We start from the raw sequence: 22,919 nt of genomic DNA on the forward strand, positions 1-22,919 counted from the left end.
TAAGCCGTAGGGGCCGACGTCGATCAGACCCGCAGCACCTTCCCGGGATTCATGATGTTCTGCGGATCGAGCGCACGCTTGATGGTTCGCATGATGTCGAGCTCGGTCTTCGAGCGATAGTGGCTGAGCTCGTCGAGCTTGTCGCTGCCGATGCCGTGCTCGGCCGAGATCGAGCCGCCCATGGAGGTGATGAGATCGTTCACGGCCCGCGTGATGGCGGCCGAGTATTGGGTCAGCGTCTGCTGGTCCATGCCTTTCGGTCCCATGAACGAAAAGTGCAGATTGCCGTCGCCGATGTGTCCCAAAGGGTAGGGGCGAATGCTCGGGAGAATATCGAGCACGGCCCTGAGCCCGACGTCGATGAACTCCGGAATTTTGGAGATGGCGACCGACACGTCGTAGCTCAGCCCCGGTCCCTCGGCGCGAGAGGCTTCGGCGACACCTTCGCGGATGCGCCACATGTTGCGCGATTGAGCTCCCGTGTGAGCGATCGCCGCGTCGAGCACGCGGCCGGCCTCGAGTTGATCGGCGAGAAACTGCTCCATCTTCTCGGACATGCCGTCGGTCCCGTCCTGGCGCGCCCGCGAGGACGACCATTCCAGCAGGAGGAACCATGGCGTGTCCGCCCTCAGCGGATCCTGGGTGCCGGGAATGTGGCGCAGCACCATGTCGATGGCGGCGCGGCTCATCAGCTCGCAGGAGCCGACATTGTCCCCGGATGCCGCGTGGCCTTCGGACAGGATCTCCAGCGCCGCGCGCGGATCGCGGACAGCCAGCCACGCCGTGCAGACGTCCTTCGGCGCCGGCCATAGCTTGAGGACCGCCTTGGTAATGATGCCGAGCGTACCTTCGGCGCCCATGAAGAGGTGCTTGAGGTCATAGCCCGTGTTGTCCTTCTTCAGCGCACGCAGCCCGTCCCAGACATCGCCGTTGGGCAACACGACCTCGAGCCCCAGGACGAGGTTGCGGGCATTGCCGTAGCGCAGCACCTGCACGCCGCCGGCGTTGGTCGACAGATTGCCGCCGATCATGCATGAGCCCTGGGCACCAAGGCTGAGCGGCAGGAACCGGTCGTGCCCGGCCGCGGTCTCCTGCAGCGTCTGCAGCACGCAGCCGGCCTCGACCGTCATCGAATAGCCGACGGTATCGACGTCCAGCACGCGGTTCATGCGGCCGAGCGACAACACGATGCCGGTGTGCGCAGGCCATGGCGTTGCCCCGCCCATCAGGCCGGTGTTGCCGCCCTGCGGCACGATCGCGACCCCGTGCTCATGGCAGAGCCGGACCACTTTCGAGACCTCCTCCGTGCTGCCAGGACGAACGACGGCGCCGGCGCCGCCGATCAGCAATCCCCGCCAGTCCGTCACGAAGGGCTGCTTGCCGTGCTCGTCCTCGATGAGGCCTTTCCCGCCGACGATCGCGCGCAACGCATCGCGCAGCTGGGCGGTCAAGGGAACGGTCGGGATGATGGGTTCGGACGACGGACCGGCAGCCGGCATTTTGTTTCCTCTGGCGCATCTTGGTGTGCACTGCGCGCATGAAGCGCTTGGGCCGCATTGTCCACGTTTGCGGCGGGGAGTCTAACGGCAATATCGGTAACACCAGGACAATCTCCCGCAACATTTCTCAACATCTTCGCCAACATCTTGCGGCTGTCTCGGCCTAGGAGGGGTCCCAGACTTTATGGATCGGGACTAACAGAATGCGATTGAACTCTTTGGCCGCACGTCTCGGCGCAGGCGCGGCCTGCCTGGTGCTCGCCAGCATCAACCCGGTGTGTGCAGAGCCGGTGTTCGACAGTCTTGGAGGCACTTGGTCGGGTATCGGCACGATGAAGCCGTCGGACGGCCCGCGTGAGAAGGTCCGTTGCAAGGTGGCGTACAACATCACCAGGCCCGGACGGTCCGTGAGCCTCGACCTGCGCTGCGCCAGCGACGCCTACAAGATGGTCCTGTCCGCGAACATCGAGCAGAGCGGGACCGATCTCTCGGGCAACTGGTTCGAGAGTGAGTACCGGCAGGGCGGCAAGGTCTACGGCACGAACAAAGACGGCCTGATCGAAGCGCGCATTGAAGGAAACACCGTGGCCGCGCTGGTGACGATCCAGACCAAAAGCAATCATCAGTCGTTCCTGATGGAAGCGCCGGGATCCTGGATGTCGGAGGTCGCGATCGAATTGAACAAGGAAGCGAAGTAGGCCCCGACAATCATTGTCTCAAAGCGCGATGCGATCAGGATGAATCGTCATCACGGTTTGGGCTGTTGTTCAAGCACGCGCGCTTTTCCAGATCATGCTTTGGCGCGGCCTGGGCATCTTGATGACCAGCGCGCGTTCGGCCGCAGACATGACCGCGGCTTGCGGCATGCACATCCGACCGAGCGGTGAGGGTTGTTGGGATGATGGCATTATGCCGGTGTTTTGCCCGACGTGTCAAACGTCCTTGCGGATGGCACGGGCTAAGTCATTGAACTACCACGCCCCGGCTACTGTGCATGGGGTTGTTTTCGCACTTTTTGTTTTGAGCGCCATGGCCGAGGCTTCCCTCAGGCGCTCTCCGTCTCCCGGTGCACGTCGTGCACCACGAGGCCCATGCCTTCCTCCGGCATCTTGATCCAGTCGCGGCGCTTCAGCGTGCGCTTGGTGTCCTCGTAGCCGCTCGTCCAGTGCTCGCGCATCGAGGTACCCGAGAATTCGTGGTCCTTGGCGTCGCCCTCATAGGCCTTCTGCTGGTAGATCAGATGCAGGATCGCGATCTCCGGCATGTGGCACAGGCTCGCCTTCAGCTTGCGCTCTTCCTCCGAGAGCTGCTCGTCGGGGAGCTTCGCCAGCGCCTTGTGGAGCAGGACCTTGAGATTGTGGGTGCGGCGATAGACGTCGGTGTTGTGGCGCGTGCGCGAGGAATACATGATGTCCTTGTGGCGGGCCATCACGTCCTGGATCGAGCGCGGCAGCACGCCACGCGCGCTGAACAGGTCGACCTGGAACACCAGCGAGTTGAGCGAATCCTCCTGGTCGAGCAGATGCTGCAGCGGCGTGTTGGAGACGATGCCGCCGTCCCAGAAATGATCGGTGCCGATCCGCACCATCGGCAGCGCCGGGGGCAGGGCGCCGGAGGCCATGATGTGCTCCGGCTCGATCTCGTCATGGGAATTGTCGAAATAGATGAAGTTGCCCGAGAGCACGTTCACCGCGCCGACCGCGAAGCGGACCTTCTTCTCGTTGATGAGGTCGAAGTCGACGAGCTCGAGCAGGCTCTCCCTCAGCGGCATCGTGTCGTAATAGCTGGTCGCAGTCCGCGCGCCGACCGGGCTGAGCCACGGATTGACCTGATGCGGGGTGAAGAAGCCGGGCTGGCCCATCGCCGACGTCATCCAGGCGCTGGTGAGATTGCGCCACTGGCGGAAGATGTCGCCGTCAGGTGTGTAGTGCCAGATCTTGCGGTTGGTGATGCGCTCCCAGAAGATGCGCAGCGCCTCCAGCCGGTTCTCCGGCCTGTTGCCGGCGATGATGGCGGAGTTGATCGCGCCGATCGAGACGCCGCAGACCCAGTCGGGCTCGATGCCGGCCTCGTGCAGCGCCTGGTAGACGCCGGCCTGGTAGGCGCCGAGTGCGCCGCCGCCCTGCAGCACCAGCGCGACGCGATCGCAGCGCTCCGGCCGCCAGCCCCGCGCGGGCGGCTGATGCGTTTGATATGTCGGCTGCGACGTGCGGGCGTCCATGGCGATGCCTCCAGCTTTCAATCCAACGATTGCGTCCGGCGGTGACGGCGTGATGACAATTTCGGCGCCGATGCATCGTCCGCATGCAGCTCAGCTACGGCGGGAATGGCGGGGCGGTCACGCGCCTGACGGAAATTCATCACATCTCGGTCAATGACGCTGGCTAGCAATTTGCCTTAAGCCAGCTAGCATCAGGCTTGAAGCTGCCGGGCATCACACCAGCATCACACAGGAGAGTCGCGATGCGCAGTGAAGACGTGTTGAGACTTCCGTCCATGCCCGCCGCGGGGCCGAGCTATCCGTCCGGGCCCTATCGCTTCGTCAACCGCGAATTCCTGGTCATCACCTACGAGACCGATCCGGATCTGATCCGCGCCGGTCTGCCCGAGCCGCTGGAGCCGATCGACCAGCCGATCGTGCACTACGAATGGATCAGGATGCCTGACTCCTCCGGCTTCGGCAGCTACACCGAATCCGGCCTCGTCATCCCCGCGCGTCTCAATGGCGAGGAGGTGAACTTCGTCTCGCAGATGTATCTGGACGACGATCCGCCGATCGCTGCGGGGCGCGAGATCTGGGGCTTTCCCAAGAAATACGCCCATCCGAAACTCGAGATCGTCAAGGACACGCTGACGGGCACGCTGGAATATGCCGGCCAGCTCGTCGCCATGGGCACGATGGGCTACAAGCACGAGAGCATGGCCGGCAACGGCGATCTCACCCGCGCCACGCTCTCGAAGACGCAGATCAATCTGAAGATGATCCCGGGCGTCGATGGCCGCCTCGAGATCTGCCAGCTGGTCGCGATCAACCTGATCGACATCGTGCCGAAGGGCTCCTGGATGGGACCGGGCCGGCTGCATCTGGTGCCGCACGTCAATGCGCCAATTGCCGATTTCCCGGTCCGCCGCTGCCTCGGCGCGCACCATTACATCGCCGACCTGACGCTGCCGTTCGGCCGCGTGGTGCACGACTACGTCAGGGAAGCCGAGGCGGCGGCCGCGACGGGGCTGGCGGCGGAGTAGGGCGTCATCATCAAACTGTAACAGAGCCGTAATTCAGTACCCGCGTGGGTCCGGAAGATGCCGTCAGCCATCTTCCGGGTACGGGCATCTTGTTGACGGTTGAGGTTGGCCATGGCCGAGCCGGCGAAGCTTGTCAGCGCGATATCGGAGACTGTGCCCGCCGTCCCCGGACTGGTCTGGGCGTTCCGGCTGCACAGCGACGGCAGCGCCGAGGCGCTGCCGATCGACCAGCCGATCGAGTTCATCCATGACGGCCGGCTCTGGCTGCATTTCAATCTCACGGATACGCGCGCGCGGCCGTGGATCGCATCGTCGCAGCTGCCGCCGCTCGCGCGCGAGCTGTTGCTGTCCAACGACACGTTCCAGCAGCTTCACGTCATCGATCACTGCGTCTACGGCGTGTTCTCCGACCTCGTGCGCGAGATCGACAGCCCGACGGAGGAGACCGCGTTCCTGCGCTTTGCCATGACCGAGCGGCTGCTGATCAGCGGCCGCCATCAGGCACTGTGTTCGGCGGACGCCACGCGCCGCGTGCTCGAAGGCGGCTACCGCGTCGACAATGTCGCCCATCTCCTGGAGAAGATCGTCGACGAGGTCGCCGACACGCTGGATCGGATGGCCGACAAGCTCGGGCAGGAGATCGACGGCATCGAGGAACGGATTCTCGCCGAGGAGGCCAAGCCGGAGATGCGGCGCACGCTCGGCCGGCTGCGCCGGACCTGCGTCAGGCTGCATCGCCAGCTCACCGGCCTGCGCGTGCTGTTTCATCGCCTCGACCAGAAGGACACCGATCATCTCTCACCCGCATTGCGGATCCAGGCCGGCAAGCTCGCGCAGCGCCTGGACGGGCTCGATCATGACATCGTCGAGCTCCGCGAGCGCAGCCGGCTGCTCGAAGAGGAGCTGCGCTTCAAGAACGAGGAGGAGAGCAACAAGCACCTCCACACGCTCTCGATCGTCACCTCGCTGCTCTTGCCGCCGACGCTGATCTCCGGCATCTTCGGCATGAACACCAAGGGCCTGCCGCTCACCGATGTCGAGAGCGGATTCCTCTGGGCCGCGGTGCTGATGGCCTCCTCGGTCGGTGCGGCCTATCTCTTCATGCGGCGCACGGGCATTTTCAAATAGCGTGCGTCGATTGTGAGTTGGCGTGCCCATCAATCCATGTTGCGACGCGCGGCCGCAATTGCGCTGGCGTGCACGGTGGCCGGCACGAATGCGCTCGCCGGCGCCAAGGACGAGAGCGCGGCCGAATGGCTGGCGCCAAAATGGTTCAACGAGTGGCATGACGGGCTCGCCAACAAGGGCCTCAATTTCGGCGCCACCTACATCGCTGACAACATCGCCAACGTCTCCGGCGGCGTTAAGCGCGGCGCGATCCATTTCGGCCGCCTCGATCTGTCGGTCGATGCCGATCTCGACAAGCTGGTCGGCTGGACCGGCGGCCGCTTCTACGCCAATGCGTTCGTGATCTACGGCCGCGGGCTCAGCCGCAACTACGTGATGAACCTCGCGACCATCAGCGAGATCGAGGCGCTGCCGGACCAGCGGCTCTACAACGCCTATTTCGAGCAGAGCTTCTTCAATGACCGCCTGAACATCAGGGCCGGCCAGCAGGCGGCGGACGTCGAGTTCTTCGACAGCCAGACCGACGACCTCTTCATCAACGGCACCTTCGGCTGGCCGGCGATCAAGGCGAGCAACCTCCCGGCCGGCGGCCCGGCGCCGCCGATCGCGGTGCCCGGCATTCGCATCAAGGCCGCGCTGTCGGACCAGATCACTGCGTTCGGCGCAGTGTTCAACGGCGATCCGTCAGGGCCGGGCGATGCCGATCCGCAGATTCGCGATCATCATGGCCTGGCGTTCCGCGTCAACGATCCGCCGTGGGTGATCGGGCAGGTCCGCTTCAACTACGACATTGATATCGGCGGCCGTCCACTCGCCGGCAATTTCACGCCGGGCGCCTGGAAGCACTATGGCCCGTTCGACAGCCAGCGGTTTACGGCAGAGGGCCTGTCGATCTCGAACCCCAGCGGAAGCGGCATTCCGGCAAAGCTGCGCGGCAACTACGGCATCTTCGCCGTCATCGAGCAGGTGCTCTACCGCCCGCCGGAGGTCAAGGACAACACCACATCGGCCTCGCTGCCGGGGGTCACCGCGTTCGGCCGCATCGCCTACAGCCCGCCGGACCGCAACCTGATCGATCTTTATCTCGACGGCGGCATCGGCTTTGTCGGCTTCGTTCCGGGCCGTCCGCTCGACCGCTTCGGCGTGGCGGCGGCCTATATGCGGATATCGAACACCGCGCGCAATCTCGATCGCGACACGCAATTCTTCACAGACATCCAGAGTCCCGTGCGAAGCAACGAGACGCTGATCGAGATGATCTACGAGGCGCATATCAAGCCGGGCTGGCTGGTGGCGCCTTACTTCCAGTACGTGTTCCGCCCGTCGGGCGGCATCCCGAATCCGAATGATCCGAGCGGTGTTTCGCGGATCGGTGACGCCGCAGTGTTCGGCGTCACCACCACGATCAGGTACTAGGCCGAGGCCGCCGCCGGCTGTAGTTTCGGTTGCCGCGACAGCGCCAGCACGATCAACGAGGCGAACACGCAGAGCGCACCGGCGATAAAGAAGGCGGGCAGGTAGCTCTGATAGACCGTCCGCGAGAAACCGGCGCCGAACGCTGCGGCGCCGGCGCCGAGCTGATGGCCGGCAAAGATCCAGCCGAACACCAGGTTGGCGCGCTCGGGTCCGAATTTTTGCGCGGTGAGGCGGACCGTGGGCGGCACGGTGGCGATCCAGTCGAGGCCGTAGAACATCGCGAAGATCGACAGGCCGTAGAACGAGAAATCGCTGAACGGCAGGAAGATCAGCGAGAGCCCGCGCAGGCCGTAGTACCAGAACAGCAGATAGCGGTTGTCGTAGCGGTCCGACAGCCAGCCCGACATGATGGTGCCGAAGAAGTCGAAGATGCCCATTGCGGCGAGCAGGCTGGCAGCCTGCACCTGCGGGATGCCGAAATCGAGGCACATCGGGATCAGGTGGACCTGGACGAGGCCGTTGGTCGAGGCGCCGCAGACGAAGAAGGTCGCGAACAGGATCCAGAACGCGCTCGACTTCGAGGCGTCGCGCAGCGTGCCGAGCGCCACGCCCGTGATCGAGCCGTGGCTCACGGGCGGGGCGGGCAGGGGCTCGGTGCCCTCATCGCCAAAGGGACGCAAGCCCACGTCGCTCGGCCGGTCGCGCATCGCGAGCAGCACGGCGAGTGCGGATACGCCGAGCATGATGCAGACGAAGCCGAGCGCGAGCCGCCAGCCGAAGCGTTCGGTGAGGCTTGCGAGCAGCGGCAGGAATACGAGTTGGCCGGTCGCGACGCTCGCCGTCATGATGCCGATGACGAGGCCGCGGCGTGCCGCGAACCAGCGCGTGGCGATCGTCGCGCCCAGCACCAGCGCGGTCATGCCGGTGCCGATCCCGATCACGACGCCCCACAAGGCCACGAGCTGCCAGACCTCGGTCATGCCGAGCGAGAGCACGAGCGCCGAGACCACGATCAGCTGCGCGGTGAGTGTCACGTTGCGCAGGCCGTAGCGGTTGAGCAGGGCGGCGGCGAACGGCGCCATCAGCCCGAACAGGATGAAGCGGATCGACAGCGCGGAGGAGATCTGCGCCGTGCTCCAGCCGAACTCTTTCTGAAGCGGGACGATGAATACACCGGGTGCGCCGACCGTGCCGGCGCTGATCAGCGCGGCGAGGAAGGTGACGCCCACCATCACCCAGCCGTAGTGGATGTTGCGGCGGGAAAGCGCTGCTGCGAGCCGGTTCGAGATCATTGGGCCTCAATCTTGGTTGGCGAGCCCCAGGGAGACCCGCATCATCGTTGCAATCTGGCACAGGAACGGGAAGTCTAAAATGTCAGACTTCCCTCAATTTCGGACATTGGCGGCTCAGCGAGCCGGCCGCTCCACCGCGATCGCCGTGGCTTCGCCGCCGCCAATGCAGAGCGCCGCGACGCCGCGCTTGAGATTGTTCGCCTCGAGCGCGTGCAGCAGCGTCACGATCAGCCGCGCGCCGGTGGCGCCGATGGGATGTCCAAGCGCGCAGGCGCCGCCATTGACGTTCAGCTTGTCGCGGGGAATGCCGAGATCGCGCTGTGCCGCCATCGCCACCACGGCAAAGGCCTCGTTGATCTCGAACAGGTCGACATCGGAGGCAGCCCAGCCGACCTTGTCGAGCAGCTTGCGGATCGCCGGGATCGGCGCCGTGGTGAACCATTGCGGCTCCTGGCTGTGGGTGGCGTGGCCCTTGATCTCGGCGAGAACGGGCAGGCCGCCCCGATCGGCCAGCGAGCGCTTGGTCAGCACCAGCGCGGCGGCGCCGTCGGCATTCGCAGAGGAGGCGGCCGGCGTGATGGTGCCGTTGGCGCGGAACGCCGGCTTCAGCCCGGGAATTTTGGCAGGATCGACCTTCAGCGGATGTTCGTCATTGGCGATGATGCGCGGACCGGCCTTCTCGGTCAGCGTGATCGGTGCGATCTCGGCCTTGAACGCGCCGCCCTCGACCGCCTTGCGGGCGCGGCTCAGCGTCTCCATCGCGTAGGCGTCCTGGTCCTTGCGGGTGAACTGATAGGCCTCCGCGGTGGCCTCGCCGAAATCGCCCATGGAGCGCCCGGTCTCGTAGGCGTCTTCGAGGCCGTCCATCATCATGTGGTCGATGATGCGGTCGTGGCCGGCACGATAGCCGCCGCGCGCCTTTGCGAGGAGATAAGGCGCGTTGCTCATGCTCTCCATGCCGCCTGAGACGACGATCTCGGCCGAGCCGGCGCGAATGATGTCGTGCGCCAGCATGGTGGCCTTCATGCCGGAGCCGCAAACCTTGTTGACGGTGGTCGCACCGGTGGCATCCGGGAGACCCGCTGCACGCGCGGCCTGGCGTGCCGGTGCCTGGCCTTGTCCTGCCGGCAGCACGCAGCCCATGAGGACCTCGTCGACCTTCTCGGGCGCGAGCTTGGCGCGCTCCAGAGCAGCCCCGATCACATGCGATCCGAGCTTGTGCGCGGGGAGCGGCGACAGCTCGCCCATGAAGCGGCCGAGCGGGGTACGGGCGGCGGAGACGATGACGACGGGATCGGCGGCTTCGGCCATGACAAAACTCCCTGGCGATGATGGGTGATTAATATTATATCCATCATATGATGCGGCGCAAAAAATGCAACCGCGCGGGGCATGAGAAATTGTCGTGGTTCGGATGAGATTTGCTCGTTCGATTGGAGGAGGTGGCGACGCCGGTATTCCGACGTCAGCGCAACTGCTGCTCCAAACGACGCTGTCATCGCCCGCGAAGGCGGGCGATCCAGTACTCCGTGATAGTTGTGACGACTCGAGAAGCCGCGGCGTACTGGATGCCCCGCCTGCGCGGGGCATGGCACCGTTGTTGGGGCGGACCTACCGCTTCCTGTTCACGAACGCCTGCATCAGCCGCGTCGGCTCGTCGGTCAGGAACGATTCGCCGAACACCTTGACGCTGAGGTTCACCGACTCCGTCAGCGGCAATTCCTCCCATTGCCGCAGCAGCGCCTTTTGCGAGCGCAGCGCCTCGGGGCCGCATTCGAGCAAGGCCTTCACCAGGTGCTCGATCTCCGCATCCAGGCCGCCTGCCGGCGCGACCTTGTCGACCAGGCCCCAGGCCAGCGCCGTCGGCGCGTCGATGTTCTCCGCGGTCATCACCAGCCAGCGCGCGCGGGCCCAGCCGGTCAGGCGCGGCAGCAGGGCTGCATGGATCACCGAGGGGATGCCGACGCGGACCTCCGGCATGCCGAAATGCGCGTCGTGCGCGGCGATCCGGAAGTCGCAGGCGGCGGCGACTTCGAGCCCGCCGCCGAGGCACCAGCCGGGCATGCGCGCGATCACGGGCGCGGGGAACTGGCGCACGGCCTCGCAGAGATCGCGCAGGCGGCTGATGAAGGCTTCGGCCGATGTCTGGTCGAGCCCGGCCATCTCCTTGATGTCAGCGCCGCCGATCATGCTCTTCTCGCTCTGGCCGCGCAGCACCACGACGCGGATGCCGCGGTCGGCGCCGAGCTGCTGGAGGCCTTCGCGCACCGCGTCGGTCACGGGCGAGCCCAGGATATTCAGCGGGCCGGCGTTGCAGATCGCGACATGAACGACGCCGCGCGCATCGCGCGACACGCCGCAGTGGTTGTTGAGCATTTCCATTTTGGGATCTCGGAGGTTTCGTGGACAGGTGCGAGGCGCGCCGGTCGGGATCATTTCCGGGCCGAAATGCTCTGCGTGTCAAGCGCGGAGAAGACGGAGTTGCCTGCGCGAAATCCGCGAAATAGTATGATAAATATCATTCAAAGAGGCGGCCATGACCGACGTCGATCGACCCGATCTGTTTTCGCCCGCGCAAAAGCGCAAGCGCGTGGTGGACTGGCAGGTTCCTGCGCCGGTTGCGAAAATCGCCATGGGTTTGTCCGGCATGGATGCCATGCTCGGCATTCGCGACGGCTGGCTGCCGCCGCCGCCCTTCGCAAAGCTGATCGGCTTCACCATGGCCGTGGTCGAGCCGGGCCGGATCGTCATGGAACTGGAGCCGCGCGAGGATCTGGAAAATACCATTGGCCTGCTGCATGGCGCGACCGCCGCGGCGCTGATCGATACCGCCATGGGATGCGCGATCTCGACCCGGCTTGAGGCCGGGCAGTCATCGGTGACGCTCGACCTGAAAATGACCTTCCTGCGCCCGCTGTCGGTTCGTTCCGGGCTGATCTCGGCCGAAGGGAAGGTGATCAAGCTGGGGCGCCAGACCAGCTACACCGAGGGTTTTGTGCGCGACGGCAAGGGGGCGCTCGCGGTCCATGCAACTGCAACCTTTTCCATGCTCGGCGCAACAACTTAACATGATTTAATTCACCGCCTGGTCCATTTCTGTGTTATGAGATGATCTCCGACATCCAATGAGAAACGCATGCGCTACTCCCGGGAACACAAGCAGGAAACCCACGACCGGATCGTGAAGAAGGCCTCCGTGCGACTGCGCGAGAAGGGGGCCCATGGCATCGGCGTCGCCGACCTCATGAAGGAGGCGGGCCTGACCCATGGCGGCTTCTATGCGCATTTCGACTCCCGCGAGGCGCTGGTGATCGAGGCCTTCGGTTATGCGATGGACCGCTCGATGGAGCACTGGCGCAAGATCACGGACGAGGTCTCTCCGGAAAAGCGGCTGGCGCTGATCGCAGAGGCCTATCTCTCGGCGCTGCATCGCGACAATCCCGGCCATGGCTGCTCGATTCCCGCGCTGGGTGCCGAGATCGCTCGCGAGAGCCCGAAGACGCGGAAGGCGTTCGCCGGCAAGCTCGACGAGATGGTCGAGATGATGGCGGATTACATCCCGAACACGCCGCGCAAGGCCGCCCGCAAGCAGGCGATCGCGACGCTGGCGACGATGGCCGGCACCATGCTGCTGGCGCGCGTCGCCGGATCGAGCGAACTGTCCGACGAGGTGTTGAAGGCGGGCAAGGACAGCGCGCTGGGCGGCGTGAAGCGCGAGCCGAAGGTGACGGCTGCGAAGAAGGCGAAGCAGAATTAGCTGCCGTAGTGCGGTAGGGTGGGCAAAGGCGCTCTTGCGCCGTGCCCACCATCCTTCCGCGATTGCGGCTGGCATGGTGGGCACGCTACGAGCCGCGCATTCGCGCGTCTCGTTGCTTTGCCCACCCTACGAGAGCGGTGCTCACCGCCCCGCAAACAACGCCCGCTCGCGCTCCACGATCTCGCCGATGTAGTCCGCTACCGCCCTGATCCGCGCGAGGTCCTTGCTGTCGGCGTGCATCAGCATCCAGAACGTCCGCGTGATCGAGATCTCCTCGGGCAGCACGGCCACCAGCTGCGGATAGTCGCTCGCCATGAAGTGCGGCAGCACCGCGATGCCGAAGCCTGACAGCGTGGCGTTGAGCTGCGCGATCAGGTTGGCGCTGCGGAAGCGCGCCGAAATCCGCGGCGACACCTGCGGCAGATAATCGAGCTCCGGCGTGAATAGCAGCTCCTCGATGTAGCCGACGAAGCGGTGCTGCGGCAGGTCCTGCCGCGAGGTAATTTCAGGGAAGCGGTCGAGATAGGCGGGGGCTGCATAAAGCCCGAGGCGGTAGTCGAGCAGCTTGCGGCCGACGATGCGGCCTTCCTTCGGCATGGTCAGGCTGATCGCGATATCGGCCTCGCGCTTGGAGAGGCTGAACAGCCGCGCGGTGGCCACAAGTTGCAGATCGAGGTCGGGGTAGCGGTCCGCGAAGGGTGCCAGCCGCGGCGCCAGGAAGGCGGTGCCGAACCCGTCGGGCGCGCCGATCCGCACCGTCCCGGTCAGCCGCGCCACGGAGCCACCGACCTGCTCCTGGTTGGCGACAATGGTCGATTCCATGGCTTCTGCGCTGTCGGCGACGCGCTGGCCGGCCTCGGTGAGGAGATAGCCGGTCTTGCGCCGGTCAAACAGTTTTGCCGAGAGGTGCTTCTCCAGCCGATCCACGCGGCGGATCACCGTGGCATGGTCGACCCCGAGCTGTTTTGCCGCAGCCGAAACCGAGCCGCCCCGCACGATGGCCAGCACGAAGCGAAAGTCGTCCCAGTCGATGCTACCTTGATCCAGCATTTTCGCACATCTATGGTGCAATATCTCAGACTTGAATCCTATAAAATGCAGGTCAATAGGATTTGTCAAAGCGTTCTCGCTCGGCCTAAAGGAGATCATTCCATGCGTTCAGTCGGACATTTCATCGGTGGCAAGGAGGTCAAGGGTACCTCGGGCCGCACCGCCGACGTTTTCGAGCCGATGACCGGTGACGTCCAGGCCAAGGTGGCGCTGGCGTCCAAGGCCGAGGTCCGCGCCGCCGTCGAGAACGCCCGTGCCGCCCAGCCGGAATGGGCTGCGACCAACCCGCAGCGCCGCGCCCGCGTCATGATGAAATTCGTCGAGCTGGTTCAGCGCGACTACGACAAGCTCGCCGAGCTGCTCGCCCGCGAGCACGGCAAGACCGTTCCCGACGCCAAGGGTGACATCCAGCGCGGCCTCGAGGTCGCCGAGTTCGCCTGCGGCATTCCGCATCTGATGAAGGGCGAGTACACCGAAGGCGCCGGCCCCGGCATCGACATCTATTCCATGCGTCAGGCGCTCGGCGTCGTTGCCGGCATCACGCCGTTCAATTTCCCGGCGATGATTCCGATGTGGAAGTTTGCCCCGGCGATCGCCTGCGGCAACGCCTTTATCCTCAAGCCGTCGGAGCGCGATCCCGGCGTGCCGATGCTGCTCGCTGAACTCATGATCGAGGCGGGCCTTCCGGCCGGCATCCTCAACGTCGTCAACGGCGACAAGGAAGCGGTCGACGCCATCCTCGACGATCCCGATATCAAGGCCGTCGGCTTCGTCGGCTCCACGCCGATCGCGCAGTACATCTATGAGCGCGCAGCCCAGACCGGCAAGCGCTGCCAGTGCTTTGGCGGCGCCAAGAACCACGCCATCATCATGCCGGACGCCGACATGGACCAGGCCGTGGACGCGCTGATCGGCGCCGGCTACGGCTCGGCCGGCGAGCGCTGCATGGCCGTCTCCGTCGCCGTTCCCGTCGGCAAGTCCACCGCCGACCGGCTGATGGAAAAGCTGATCCCGCGCGTCGAGAGCCTCAAGATCGGCACCTCGATCGATCCGTCCGCTGATTACGGCCCGCTCGTCACGCGCGAGGCGGTCGAGAAGGTCAAGGGCTACATCGACATCGGCATCAAGGAAGGCGCAACGCTCGCCGTCGACGGCCGCGGCTTCAAGATGCAGGGCTATGAGAAGGGCTTCTATCTCGGCGGTTCGCTGTTTGACAACGTCACCAAGGACATGCGGATCTACAAGGAAGAGATCTTTGGCCCGGTGCTCTCGGTCGTGCGCGCGCACGACTATAAGGAAGCGCTGGCGCTGCCGTCCGAGCATGACTACGGCAACGGCGTTGCCATCTTCACCCGCGACGGCGATGCTGCGCGCGACTTCGCGGCCAAGGTCAACGTCGGCATGGTCGGCATCAACGTGCCGATCCCGGTGCCGATCGCCTATTACACCTTCGGCGGCTGGAAGAAGTCGGGCTTCGGCGATCTCAACCAGCATGGTCCGGACTCGGTCCGCTTCTACACCAAGACCAAGACGGTGACCTCGCGCTGGCCGTCCGGCGTCAAGGAAGGCGCGGAGTTCTCGATCCCGCTGATGAAGTAATCCTCTTTAGAGCGAGGCACCCATGCAGTTCGCTCTGAACGAGGATCAGATCGCGGTTCGCGACATGGCGTTGGCGTTTGCGGCGGAAAAGATCGCGCCGCACGCGCTGCGCTGGGATGAGGAGAAGCATTTCCCCGTCGAAGTCATGCGCGAGGCCGCAACGCTCGGCATGGGCGGCATCTACATCCGCGAGGATGTCGGCGGCTCCGCCATGACGCGGTTCGACGCGGCGCTGATCTTCGAGGCGCTGGCGACGGGCTGCCCGACCACTTCCGCCTTCATCTCCATCCACAACATGGCGTCCTGGATGATCGATGCCTATGGCAGCGACACCCAGCGCCACAAATGGCTGCCAAAGCTCTGCACCATGGAGCTGATCGCAAGCTACTGCCTGACCGAGCCGGGCGCGGGCTCCGACGCCGCAGCGCTGCGGACCCGCGCGGTGCGCGACGGCGATCATTACGTGCTCAACGGCCAGAAGCAGTTCATCTCCGGCGCCGGCGGCACCGATCTCCTCGTCGCGATGGTGCGCACCGGCGGTGACGGCCCGGGCGGCATCTCGACCCTCGTCATCGACGGCAAGACGCCGGGCGTTTCCTTCGGCGCCAATGAACGCAAGATGGGCTGGAATGCGCAGCCGACCCGCGCCGTGATGTTCGAGAACGCCCGCGTGCCGGTGGCCAATCGGCTGAGCGAAGAGGGTGTCGGCTTCAAGATCGCGATGGCCGGCCTCGACGGTGGTCGCCTCAACATCACCGCATGCTCGCTCGGCGGCGCGCAGACCGCGCTCGACAAGGCGCGCGCCTACATGAAGGAGCGCAAGGCGTTTGGAAAACGTCTCGACGAATTCCAGGCGCTGCAGTTCCGTCTCGCCGACATGGCGATCGAGCTCGAGGCCGCACGCACCTTCCTGTGGCGCGCCGCGGCGGCGCTGGACCGGAAAGACCCTGATGCCACCATGCTGTGCGCGATGGCAAAGCGTTTCGGCACCGATGTCGGCTTCGAGGTCGCCAACCATGCGCTGCAGCTGCACGGCGGCTACGGCTACCTCAGCGAATACGGCATCGAGAAGATCGTGCGCGATCTGCGCGTGCACCAGATTCTCGAAGGCACCAATGAAATCATGCGGCTCATCGTGGCGCGCAAATTGATCGAGGGCGCGCGATGAGTGGTGTGGAAGAGGGCGATCTCGTCGCCCGCGTCGAGGGCTCGGCCGGCGTCATCAGGCTCAACCGTCCGAAGGCGATCAACGCCGTCACGCTGGAGATGTTTCGCGACATCGAGAAGGCGCTCGACCGCTTCGAGGCCGACCCGGCCGTCGCATTGATCCTGCTGGAAGGTGCCGGCGAGCGTGGCCTGTGCGCCGGCGGCGACATCCGCACGCTCTGGGAAAGCTCCAAGGTCAACGGTGACCTCGGCAAGATCCTGTGGCGCGAGGAATATATCCTCAACGCGCGCATCAAGAAGTTCCCAAAGCCCTATGTCGCCTTTATGGACGGCATCGTGATGGGCGGCGGTGTCGGGCTCTCCGCCCATGCCAGCCATCGGATCGTCACCGATCGCACCAAGCTCGCGATGCCCGAGGTCGGGCTCGGATTCTTTCCCGATGTCGGCGGCACCTATCTGTTGTCCCGCTCGCCGGGCGAGATCGGCACCTACTTTGGGCTCACCGGCCAGACCATGAACGGGCCCGACGCCATCCATGCAAAATTCGCCGACGCCGTGGTGGCGGTGGCCAAATGGCCGGAGCTGCGCGAGGCGCTGACGAAGGTTCGTCCGGGCGCGACCGCAGCCGAGGTCAGCGGGCTCATCAATGGCTTTGCGACCGGCGAAACAGCAGGTCCGGTCGCGGCCAAGGAGCCTGCTATCGATGCGTTGTTCGGCTTCGACCGAATGGAAGACATTTTTGCTGCGCTCGCGCGTGACGGCTCGGAGTTCGCGCTGGCCACGCTGAAGACGCTCAACGAGAAATCGCCGCGCGGCATGGTGGTGACGCTGAAGCTGCTGCGGCTCGCGCGCGAGGCGTCGAGCCTGGAGGAGTGCCTGGTGCGCGAATATCGCGCCGCGCTGGAAGTCTTCCGCAGCGACGATTTCCGCGAAGGCGTGCGCGCCGCCGTGATTGACAAGGACCGCAATCCGACCTGGTCGCCGCCGCGAATCGAGGACGTGACGCCGCAAATGCTTGCGCCGTATCTCGCCGAGATCGGCGCCGACGAACTGAAGTTCGATTAACAACGCTACAGCGGAGGAAACGACAATGGCCACGATCGCATTCATCGGTCTCGGCAACATGGGCGGCCCGATGGCGGCCAATCTGGTCAAGGCCGGCCACAAGGTGGTCGCGTTCGATCTCGTTGAAGCCTCGCGCGCGCAGGCCAAGGCCGATGGTGCCGGCATCGCCGACAGCGCCACGGGCGCGGTGAAGGGCGCCGATGTCGTCGTGACCATGCTGCCGGCCGGAAAGCACGTGCTCGGCGTCTGGAACGAGGTCGTGCCCACCATGACCAAGGGCGCGCTGATCATCGACAGCTCCACCATCGACGTCGAGAGCGCGCGGCAGGCGCACGCGCTCGCGGCCAAGAACGGCGTGCTCTCGGTGGACGCGCCGGTCTCAGGTGGCACCGGCGGCGCCAAGGGCGGAACACTGACCTTCATGTGCGGCGGCGATGACAAGGCATTTGCCGCCGCAAAGCCCGTGCTCGAGAAGATGGGCAAGAAGATCGTGCATTGCGGCGGCGCCGGCGCCGGCCAGGCTGCCAAGATCTGCAACAACATGATCCTCGGCATCTCCATGATCGCGGTGAGTGAAGCCTTTGCGCTCGGCGAAAAGCTCGGGCTCTCGCACCAGGCGCTGTTCGACGTCGCCTCGACCTCGTCGGGCCAATGCTGGTCGCTGACGACCTATTGCCCAGTGCCGGGTCCGGTGCCGACCTCGCCGGCGAACAACGATTACAAGCCGGGCTTCGCCTCGGCGCTGATGGTGAAGGATCTGACGCTGGCGCAGGACGCGGCGAAGGCCGCCGGCGCGGCGACGCCGCTCGGCAAGCATGCGCAGGAGATCTATCAGTCTTTCGACGCAGCCGGGCAGGGTGGGGTGGATTTTTCCGGAATTATCAAGCACGTTAGGGAGCTGGCCGGGAAATAGCCTCCGCTTGTAGCCCGGATGGAGCGAAGCGAAGTCCGGGACAGCTCCTTCGATTGGCGCGACCGACCCCGGATTGCGCTTCGCTCCATCCGGGCTACGTTCGAATGCGACGCTCGCTGCCATGCGCGAATTCGACGGGCTTGAACCATGACGACATTTCAGGAAGCACGCGCGTTTCTGCTCGATCACCGCACGGACTACGAGACGGCGGTCAAAGGCTTCCGCTGGCCCGATCCGGTTCCCTTCAACTGGGCGCTCGACTGGTTCGACGAGCTGGCGAAGGATGCCGAAGCCAAGGACCGGCCTGCGCTCTGGATCGTCGATGCCGCGCAGGACCGGCAGACAAAACTGTCCTTCGCGGCGCTCTCGAAGCGCTCGAACCAGGTGGCAAATTTCCTCCGCGCGCAGGGCTTGAAGCGCGGCGACCATCTGCTGCTGTTGCTCGGCAACGTGGTTCCGTTGTGGGAGACCATGCTGGCGGCGATGAAGCTCGGCGTCGTCGTGATCCCCGCGACCACGTTGCTGACCGCCGAGGAGCTGCGCGACCGGCTCGATCGCGGCAAGGCGAGGGCGGTGGTGGCCGCCGAGGATCAGGTCGCGAAATTCGCGAGCCTTGGTGCCGAGAACGTCGTGCGCATCGTGGCTGGCGCGGCCTCCGACGGCTGGCTCGCCTATGCGGAGGCGGCCAAAGCGCCTGAGACCTTCGCGCCCGACGGCCCGACCAACGCCGACGCCCCGATGCTGCTCTATTTCACCTCGGGCACCACGGCAAAACCGAAGCTGGTGCGGCACAGCCAGCGCAGCTATCCCGTCGGCCATCTCTCGACCATGTACTGGATCGGGCTGAAGCCCGGCGACATCCATCTCAACATCTCATCGCCCGGCTGGGCCAAGCACGCCTGGAGCTGCTTCTTCGCGCCGTGGAATGCGGGCGCCACCGTGTTCGTGGTCAACCAGCCGCGCTTCGACGCCAAGGGCCTGCTCGCCACCATCGGCCGCTGCGGCGTCACCACGCTGTGCGCGCCGCCGACGGTGTGGCGGCTGTTCATCCAGGAGAACCTGGCCTCGTTCAAGGTCGCATTGCGCGAGGTCTGCGGCGCCGGCGAGCCGCTCAATCCTGAAGTGATCGACCAGGTGCAGGCCGCCTGGGGCCTCACCATCCGCGACGGCTACGGCCAGACCGAGACCACCGCGCTCGCCGGCAACTCGCCCGGGCAGACAATCAAGGTCGGCTCGATGGGCCGGCCGCTGCCGGGCTATCGCGTGCAGATCAGCGATGCCGACGGCAATAAGGCGAAGGAAGGCGAGGTGACGCTGGTGCTCGGCAATGAGCGTCCCGCTGGCTTGATGCAGGGCTATCAGGGCGACGACGGCCAGCTGTCCGGCGCGGAAGGCGCGCTCTATCGCAGCGGCGACGTCGTGTTCGAAGACGAGGATGGCTATCTCACTTTCGTCGGCCGTTCCGACGACGTGTTCAAATCCTCAGATTACCGCATCAGCCCGTTCGAGCTGGAGAGCGTATTGCTCGAGCACGAGCTCGTCGCCGAAGCCGCGGTGGTGCCGAGCCCCGATCCGATCCGGCTCGCGATCCCCAAGGCGTTCGTGCTGCTGACATCGGGCGCGGAGCGCTCGCCGGAGACGGCACTCTCCATCTTCAAGCACCTGCACACGCGCCTTGCGCCGTTCAAGCGCATCCGTCGTCTCGAAATCGTCACTGAACTGCCGAAAACGATCTCTGGAAAAATCCGTCGTGTGCAGCTACGCAGGCTGGAGCGCGACGATGATCGCAATGATCCGCTGCGCGGCCGGGAATTCCGCGAGGAGGATTTTCCGGAACTGCCGAAAACCCGGAGTGAGACCTAAGTGAACGAAGTCTGGAAGAAGCCGCCGATTACGCTCGATGCCTATCAGGCCATGGTCGGCAAGGAGATCGGCGTGTCGTCGTGGCACCTGATCGACCAGCCCCGCATCGACACCTATGCCGACGTGATCGAGGATCACCAGTTCATCCATGTCGATCCGGAACGCGCGAAGAAGGAGACGGCGTTCGGCACCACCATCGCCCACGGCTTCCTGACGATGTCGCTGCTGTCGATCATGTCCTATGAGGTGATGCCTGTGATTGCCGGCACCACGATGGGTGTGAACTACGGCTTCGACAAGCTGCGCTTCATCTCCCCGGTGCGTTCAGGCAAGCGCGTCCGCGGCCGTTTCGTGCTGGCGGAGGCCAAGCTGCGCAAGCCTAATGAATTGCAGTCCCGCACCAACGTGACGGTGGAGATCGAAGGCGAGGACAAGCCGGCGCTGGTCGCGGAATGGCTGGGGCTGATCTATTTCGTGTGAACCGGCGCCCTCCTGGCTGGGCTTGACCGGGCGGCGCTTCGCTGCTCAAAAAGCGACACGAGCGGGGTCTTACCCTCTCCCCTTGTGGGAGAGGGTGCCTCGCGGAACGCGAGGCGGGTGAGGGGTCTCTCTCCGCGAGCGCACCTGCCGAGAGAGACCCCTCATCCGGCGCTTCGCGCCACCTTCTCCCACAAGGGGAGAAGGGAAGAATAGAGATTCTTACCCATGGCAATCAGGTTCGACGGACGCGTCGCCATCGTCACAGGCGCGGGCAATGGCCTCGGCAAGGCGCACGCCCTTGGCCTGGCCAGCCGCGGCGCAAAAGTCGTCGTCAACGATTTCGGCGGCGCGCGTGACGGCACCGGCGGCTCGCTCTCCCCGGCCGAGGCCGTGGTCGAGGAGATCCGCAAGGCTGGCGGCACGGCGATGGCCGACGGCGCCGACGTCTCGAACTTCGAGCAGGTCACCGCGATGGTCGAGCGCGCCACCAGGGAGTGGGGCAGCGTCGATCTCTTGTGCGCCAATGCCGGCATTTTGCGCGACAAGTCGTTCGGCAAGATGGAAGCCGCCGATTTCCAGAAGGTGCTCGACGTGCATCTCGTCGGCACCTTCTATTGCTGCAAGGCGGCCTGGGCCGGCATGCGCGACCGCAATTACGGCCGCATCGTGCTGACGACGTCGTCGTCGGGACTCTACGGCAATTTCGGCCAGGCCAATTACGGCGCGGCGAAATCAGGCATGGTCGGGCTGATGAACGTGCTCGCGGAGGAGGGCCGCAAGACCGACATCCGCGTCAACATCATCTCGCCGACGGCAGCAACCCGCATGACCGAAGAGCTGCTGCCGCCGCAGGCGCTGCAGCTGATGAAGCCGAACGCGATTACGCCGGCGGTCGAGTACATGCTGAGCGAGGACGCGCCGACCCGCACCATCATGGGCGCCGGCGCCGGTTCCTTCGCCGTGATCAAGATCGTGGAGAGCGAAGGCATCAACCTGCCGGAGTCCGAATGGACGCCGGACGCGGTCGCCGCCCATTTCGCCGAGATCAGCGACATGTCCAAGGCGAAGGCGCTGACCGGCGCGTTCGAGCAGACGCAGAAGTACGTGGCCCAGGCCGCGGCGCGGGCGGGCATCAAGCTCTGAGACTGTCGAGCCTGGCGTGAGAATCTGGCCTAAACTCCCGCCATGACTTCAACCGACAACCACATCGCCGTCATCGGTGCCGGCCCCGCCGGGCTGATGGCAGCGGAGGTGCTGGCGCAGGGCGGCGCCCGCGTCACCGTGTACGACGCGATGCCGTCCGCGGGCCGCAAATTGCTGATGGCGGGCCGGGGCGGGCTCAATCTCACCCACAGCGAGCCGCTCCCGCAGTTCATGGCGCGCTATCGCGAGGCCGCACCGAAGCTGCAAGCGGCGGTCGAGGCATTTTCCCCTGACGCACTCCGCGCCTGGAGCGCGGCGCTGGGCGAGCCGACCTTCGTCGGCACCAGCGGACGGGTGTTTCCGAAAGCGTTCAAGGCCTCGCCCTTGCTGCGCGCGTGGCTCCGGCGGCTTGATGCGGGTGGAGTGCGGTTCGCCTTTCGCCATCGCTGGACCGGTTGGGACGAGGAGGGGCGGCTCCGGTTTCAGACGCCTGGTGGCGCGCAAATCATCGCGGCCAGCGCCACGGTGCTGGTCCTCGGCGGCGCGAGCTGGCCGCGGCTTGGGTCCGATGGCGGCTGGGCCGACATCCTCGCGGCGAAGGGGGTGACCATCTCACGGTTGCGGCCAGCCAATTCCGGCTTCACGGTCGCCTGGTCCGATGTGTTCCGCGATCGTTTCGAGGGCCAACCGCTCAAGGGCGTGGCGCTGACGATCGGCGCGCACGCGGTGCGGGGCGAAGCCATGATCACGCGCGGCGGCATCGAAGGCGGCGCGATCTACGCGCTGTCGGCGGAGCTGCGCGAGGCGGTGCTGGGCCTCGGGCAGGCGCGGTTGATGATCGCATTGCGGCCCGATCTCGACACGGCCGCGCTGACGACGCGGCTATCAGGGACGCGTGGCAAGCAATCGCTGGCGAACTTCCTGCGCAAGGCGGCGCAATTGTCGCCGGTTGGCATCGGCCTGATGCAGGAGGCCGCCATCGCATCCGGCCGGCCGCTGGCAGCGTTCTCGCCGGCGGAGCTTGCGCATCTGGTGAACGCGATTCCGGTAGAGCTCACCGGCGTCGCTCCGATCGATCGCGCCATCTCGACCGCGGGCGGGATCACCTTCGACGAGCTCGACGACCACTTCATGCTGCGCAAATTGCCAGGCGTGTTCGCCGCCGGAGAGATGCTGGATTGGGAGGCGCCGACCGGCGGCTACCTGCTGCAGGCCTCGTTTGCGACGGGGGCGGCCGCGGGCAGGGGTGCGCTGAGATGGCTCAAACGCTAACCACCGTCATTGCGAGCGTAGCGAAGCAA

General features: G+C 65.3%; 20 protein-coding genes. 14 read left to right on the forward strand and 6 right to left on the reverse strand.

What is annotated here, in order from left to right; genetic code table 11:
- Window positions 1-23: 23 nt before the first annotated feature.
- Window positions 24-1,499 (reverse strand): FAD-binding oxidoreductase, encoded by a 1,476-nt coding sequence (locus RAD15_RS02075; RefSeq protein WP_458173874.1) that lies wholly within the window; start codon window positions 1,497-1,499, stop codon window positions 24-26.
- 203 nt (window positions 1,500-1,702) lie between these two features.
- Between RAD15_RS02075 and RAD15_RS02080 the strand changes: the two genes are divergently transcribed.
- Entirely contained in the window at window positions 1,703-2,197 is a 495-nt protein-coding gene (locus RAD15_RS02080; protein ID WP_458173875.1) for a hypothetical protein, read from the forward strand.
- A 347-nt stretch (window positions 2,198-2,544) separates the two neighbouring features.
- Here RAD15_RS02080 and RAD15_RS02085 read toward each other — a convergent pair whose 3' ends face one another.
- Window positions 2,545-3,720, reverse strand: coding sequence for a patatin-like phospholipase family protein (locus tag RAD15_RS02085; protein ID WP_458173876.1), 1,176 nt, complete (start codon window positions 3,718-3,720; stop codon window positions 2,545-2,547).
- 242 nt (window positions 3,721-3,962) lie between these two features.
- Here RAD15_RS02085 and RAD15_RS02090 point away from each other — a divergent pair, with 242 nt between their 5' ends.
- The 3 genes from RAD15_RS02090 to RAD15_RS02100 all read left to right on the forward strand — a co-directional run bounded on the left by RAD15_RS02090 (window position 3,963) and on the right by RAD15_RS02100 (window position 7,289).
- Window positions 3,963-4,745: an acetoacetate decarboxylase gene (locus tag RAD15_RS02090; protein WP_458173877.1), complete on the forward strand. Its 783-nt coding sequence runs from the start codon at window positions 3,963-3,965 to the stop codon at window positions 4,743-4,745.
- A 111-nt stretch (window positions 4,746-4,856) separates the two neighbouring features.
- Window positions 4,857-5,873, forward strand: coding sequence for a transporter (locus RAD15_RS02095; RefSeq protein ID WP_458173878.1), 1,017 nt, complete (start codon window positions 4,857-4,859; stop codon window positions 5,871-5,873).
- A 36-nt stretch (window positions 5,874-5,909) separates the two neighbouring features.
- Entirely contained in the window at window positions 5,910-7,289 is a 1,380-nt protein-coding gene (locus RAD15_RS02100) for a carbohydrate porin (protein ID WP_458173879.1), read from the forward strand.
- On the opposite strand, the gene RAD15_RS02105 is transcribed toward RAD15_RS02100, so the two are convergent.
- The 3 genes from RAD15_RS02105 to RAD15_RS02115 all read right to left on the reverse strand — a co-directional run bounded on the left by RAD15_RS02105 (window position 7,286) and on the right by RAD15_RS02115 (window position 10,963).
- Complete coding sequence (locus RAD15_RS02105) at window positions 7,286-8,581, reverse strand: MFS transporter (protein ID WP_458173881.1); 1,296 nt, start codon at window positions 8,579-8,581, stop codon at window positions 7,286-7,288. The genes RAD15_RS02100 and RAD15_RS02105 overlap by 4 nt on opposite strands.
- 114 nt (window positions 8,582-8,695) lie before the next feature.
- On the reverse strand, window positions 8,696-9,892 hold the full coding sequence (locus RAD15_RS02110) for an acetyl-CoA C-acyltransferase (protein ID WP_458173883.1): 1,197 nt from the start codon (window positions 9,890-9,892) through the stop codon (window positions 8,696-8,698).
- Between the two features lie 300 nt (window positions 9,893-10,192).
- Window positions 10,193-10,963, reverse strand: coding sequence for an enoyl-CoA hydratase (locus RAD15_RS02115; protein ID WP_458173885.1), 771 nt, complete (start codon window positions 10,961-10,963; stop codon window positions 10,193-10,195).
- Between the two features lie 154 nt (window positions 10,964-11,117).
- On the opposite strand from RAD15_RS02115, the gene RAD15_RS02120 reads away from it, so the two are divergent.
- Together RAD15_RS02120 and RAD15_RS02125 are read left to right on the forward strand one after the other, a co-directional pair.
- Window positions 11,118-11,648, forward strand: a complete 531-nt coding sequence (locus RAD15_RS02120) for a PaaI family thioesterase (RefSeq protein ID WP_458173887.1) — start codon at window positions 11,118-11,120, stop codon at window positions 11,646-11,648.
- Window positions 11,649-11,717: 69 nt separating this feature from the next.
- Window positions 11,718-12,338 carry a TetR/AcrR family transcriptional regulator gene (locus RAD15_RS02125; RefSeq protein ID WP_458173889.1) on the forward strand — a complete coding sequence of 207 codons (621 nt, stop codon included), beginning with the start codon at window positions 11,718-11,720 and terminating at the stop codon, window positions 12,336-12,338.
- 141 nt (window positions 12,339-12,479) lie between these two features.
- On the opposite strand, the gene RAD15_RS02130 is transcribed toward RAD15_RS02125, so the two are convergent.
- Entirely contained in the window at window positions 12,480-13,388 is a 909-nt protein-coding gene (locus RAD15_RS02130) for a LysR family transcriptional regulator (protein ID WP_458173891.1), read from the reverse strand.
- 102 nt (window positions 13,389-13,490) lie between these two features.
- On the opposite strand from RAD15_RS02130, the gene RAD15_RS02135 reads away from it, so the two are divergent.
- The 8 genes from RAD15_RS02135 to RAD15_RS02170 all read left to right on the forward strand — a co-directional run bounded on the left by RAD15_RS02135 (window position 13,491) and on the right by RAD15_RS02170 (window position 22,890).
- Complete coding sequence (locus RAD15_RS02135) at window positions 13,491-14,987, forward strand: CoA-acylating methylmalonate-semialdehyde dehydrogenase (protein WP_458173893.1); 1,497 nt, start codon at window positions 13,491-13,493, stop codon at window positions 14,985-14,987.
- A gap of 22 nt (window positions 14,988-15,009) precedes the next feature.
- Window positions 15,010-16,155, forward strand: coding sequence for an isobutyryl-CoA dehydrogenase (locus tag RAD15_RS02140; RefSeq protein WP_458173895.1), 1,146 nt, complete (start codon window positions 15,010-15,012; stop codon window positions 16,153-16,155).
- Window positions 16,152-17,219, forward strand: coding sequence for an enoyl-CoA hydratase/isomerase family protein (locus tag RAD15_RS02145; protein WP_458173897.1), 1,068 nt, complete (start codon window positions 16,152-16,154; stop codon window positions 17,217-17,219). Before RAD15_RS02140 ends, RAD15_RS02145 begins: the two co-directional genes overlap by 4 nt.
- Window positions 17,215-18,132 (forward strand): 3-hydroxyisobutyrate dehydrogenase, encoded by a 918-nt coding sequence (gene mmsB / locus RAD15_RS02150; protein ID WP_458174989.1) that lies wholly within the window; start codon window positions 17,215-17,217, stop codon window positions 18,130-18,132. Before RAD15_RS02145 ends, mmsB begins: the two co-directional genes overlap by 5 nt.
- A 147-nt stretch (window positions 18,133-18,279) precedes the next feature.
- On the forward strand, window positions 18,280-19,995 hold the full coding sequence (locus RAD15_RS02155) for an AMP-binding protein (RefSeq protein ID WP_458173899.1): 1,716 nt from the start codon (window positions 18,280-18,282) through the stop codon (window positions 19,993-19,995).
- Window positions 19,996-20,475 (forward strand): MaoC family dehydratase, encoded by a 480-nt coding sequence (locus tag RAD15_RS02160; protein ID WP_458173901.1) that lies wholly within the window; start codon window positions 19,996-19,998, stop codon window positions 20,473-20,475.
- A gap of 225 nt (window positions 20,476-20,700) precedes the next feature.
- The gene (locus tag RAD15_RS02165) at window positions 20,701-21,618 is read left to right on the forward strand and encodes an SDR family NAD(P)-dependent oxidoreductase (protein WP_458173903.1); all 918 of its coding nucleotides are present in this window, start codon (window positions 20,701-20,703) and stop codon (window positions 21,616-21,618) included.
- Between the two features lie 96 nt (window positions 21,619-21,714).
- Window positions 21,715-22,890 (forward strand): NAD(P)/FAD-dependent oxidoreductase, encoded by a 1,176-nt coding sequence (locus tag RAD15_RS02170; RefSeq protein ID WP_458174991.1) that lies wholly within the window; start codon window positions 21,715-21,717, stop codon window positions 22,888-22,890.
- Window positions 22,891-22,919 lie beyond the last annotated feature (29 nt).

This window comes from Bradyrhizobium sp. 14AA (genome assembly GCF_054185205.1).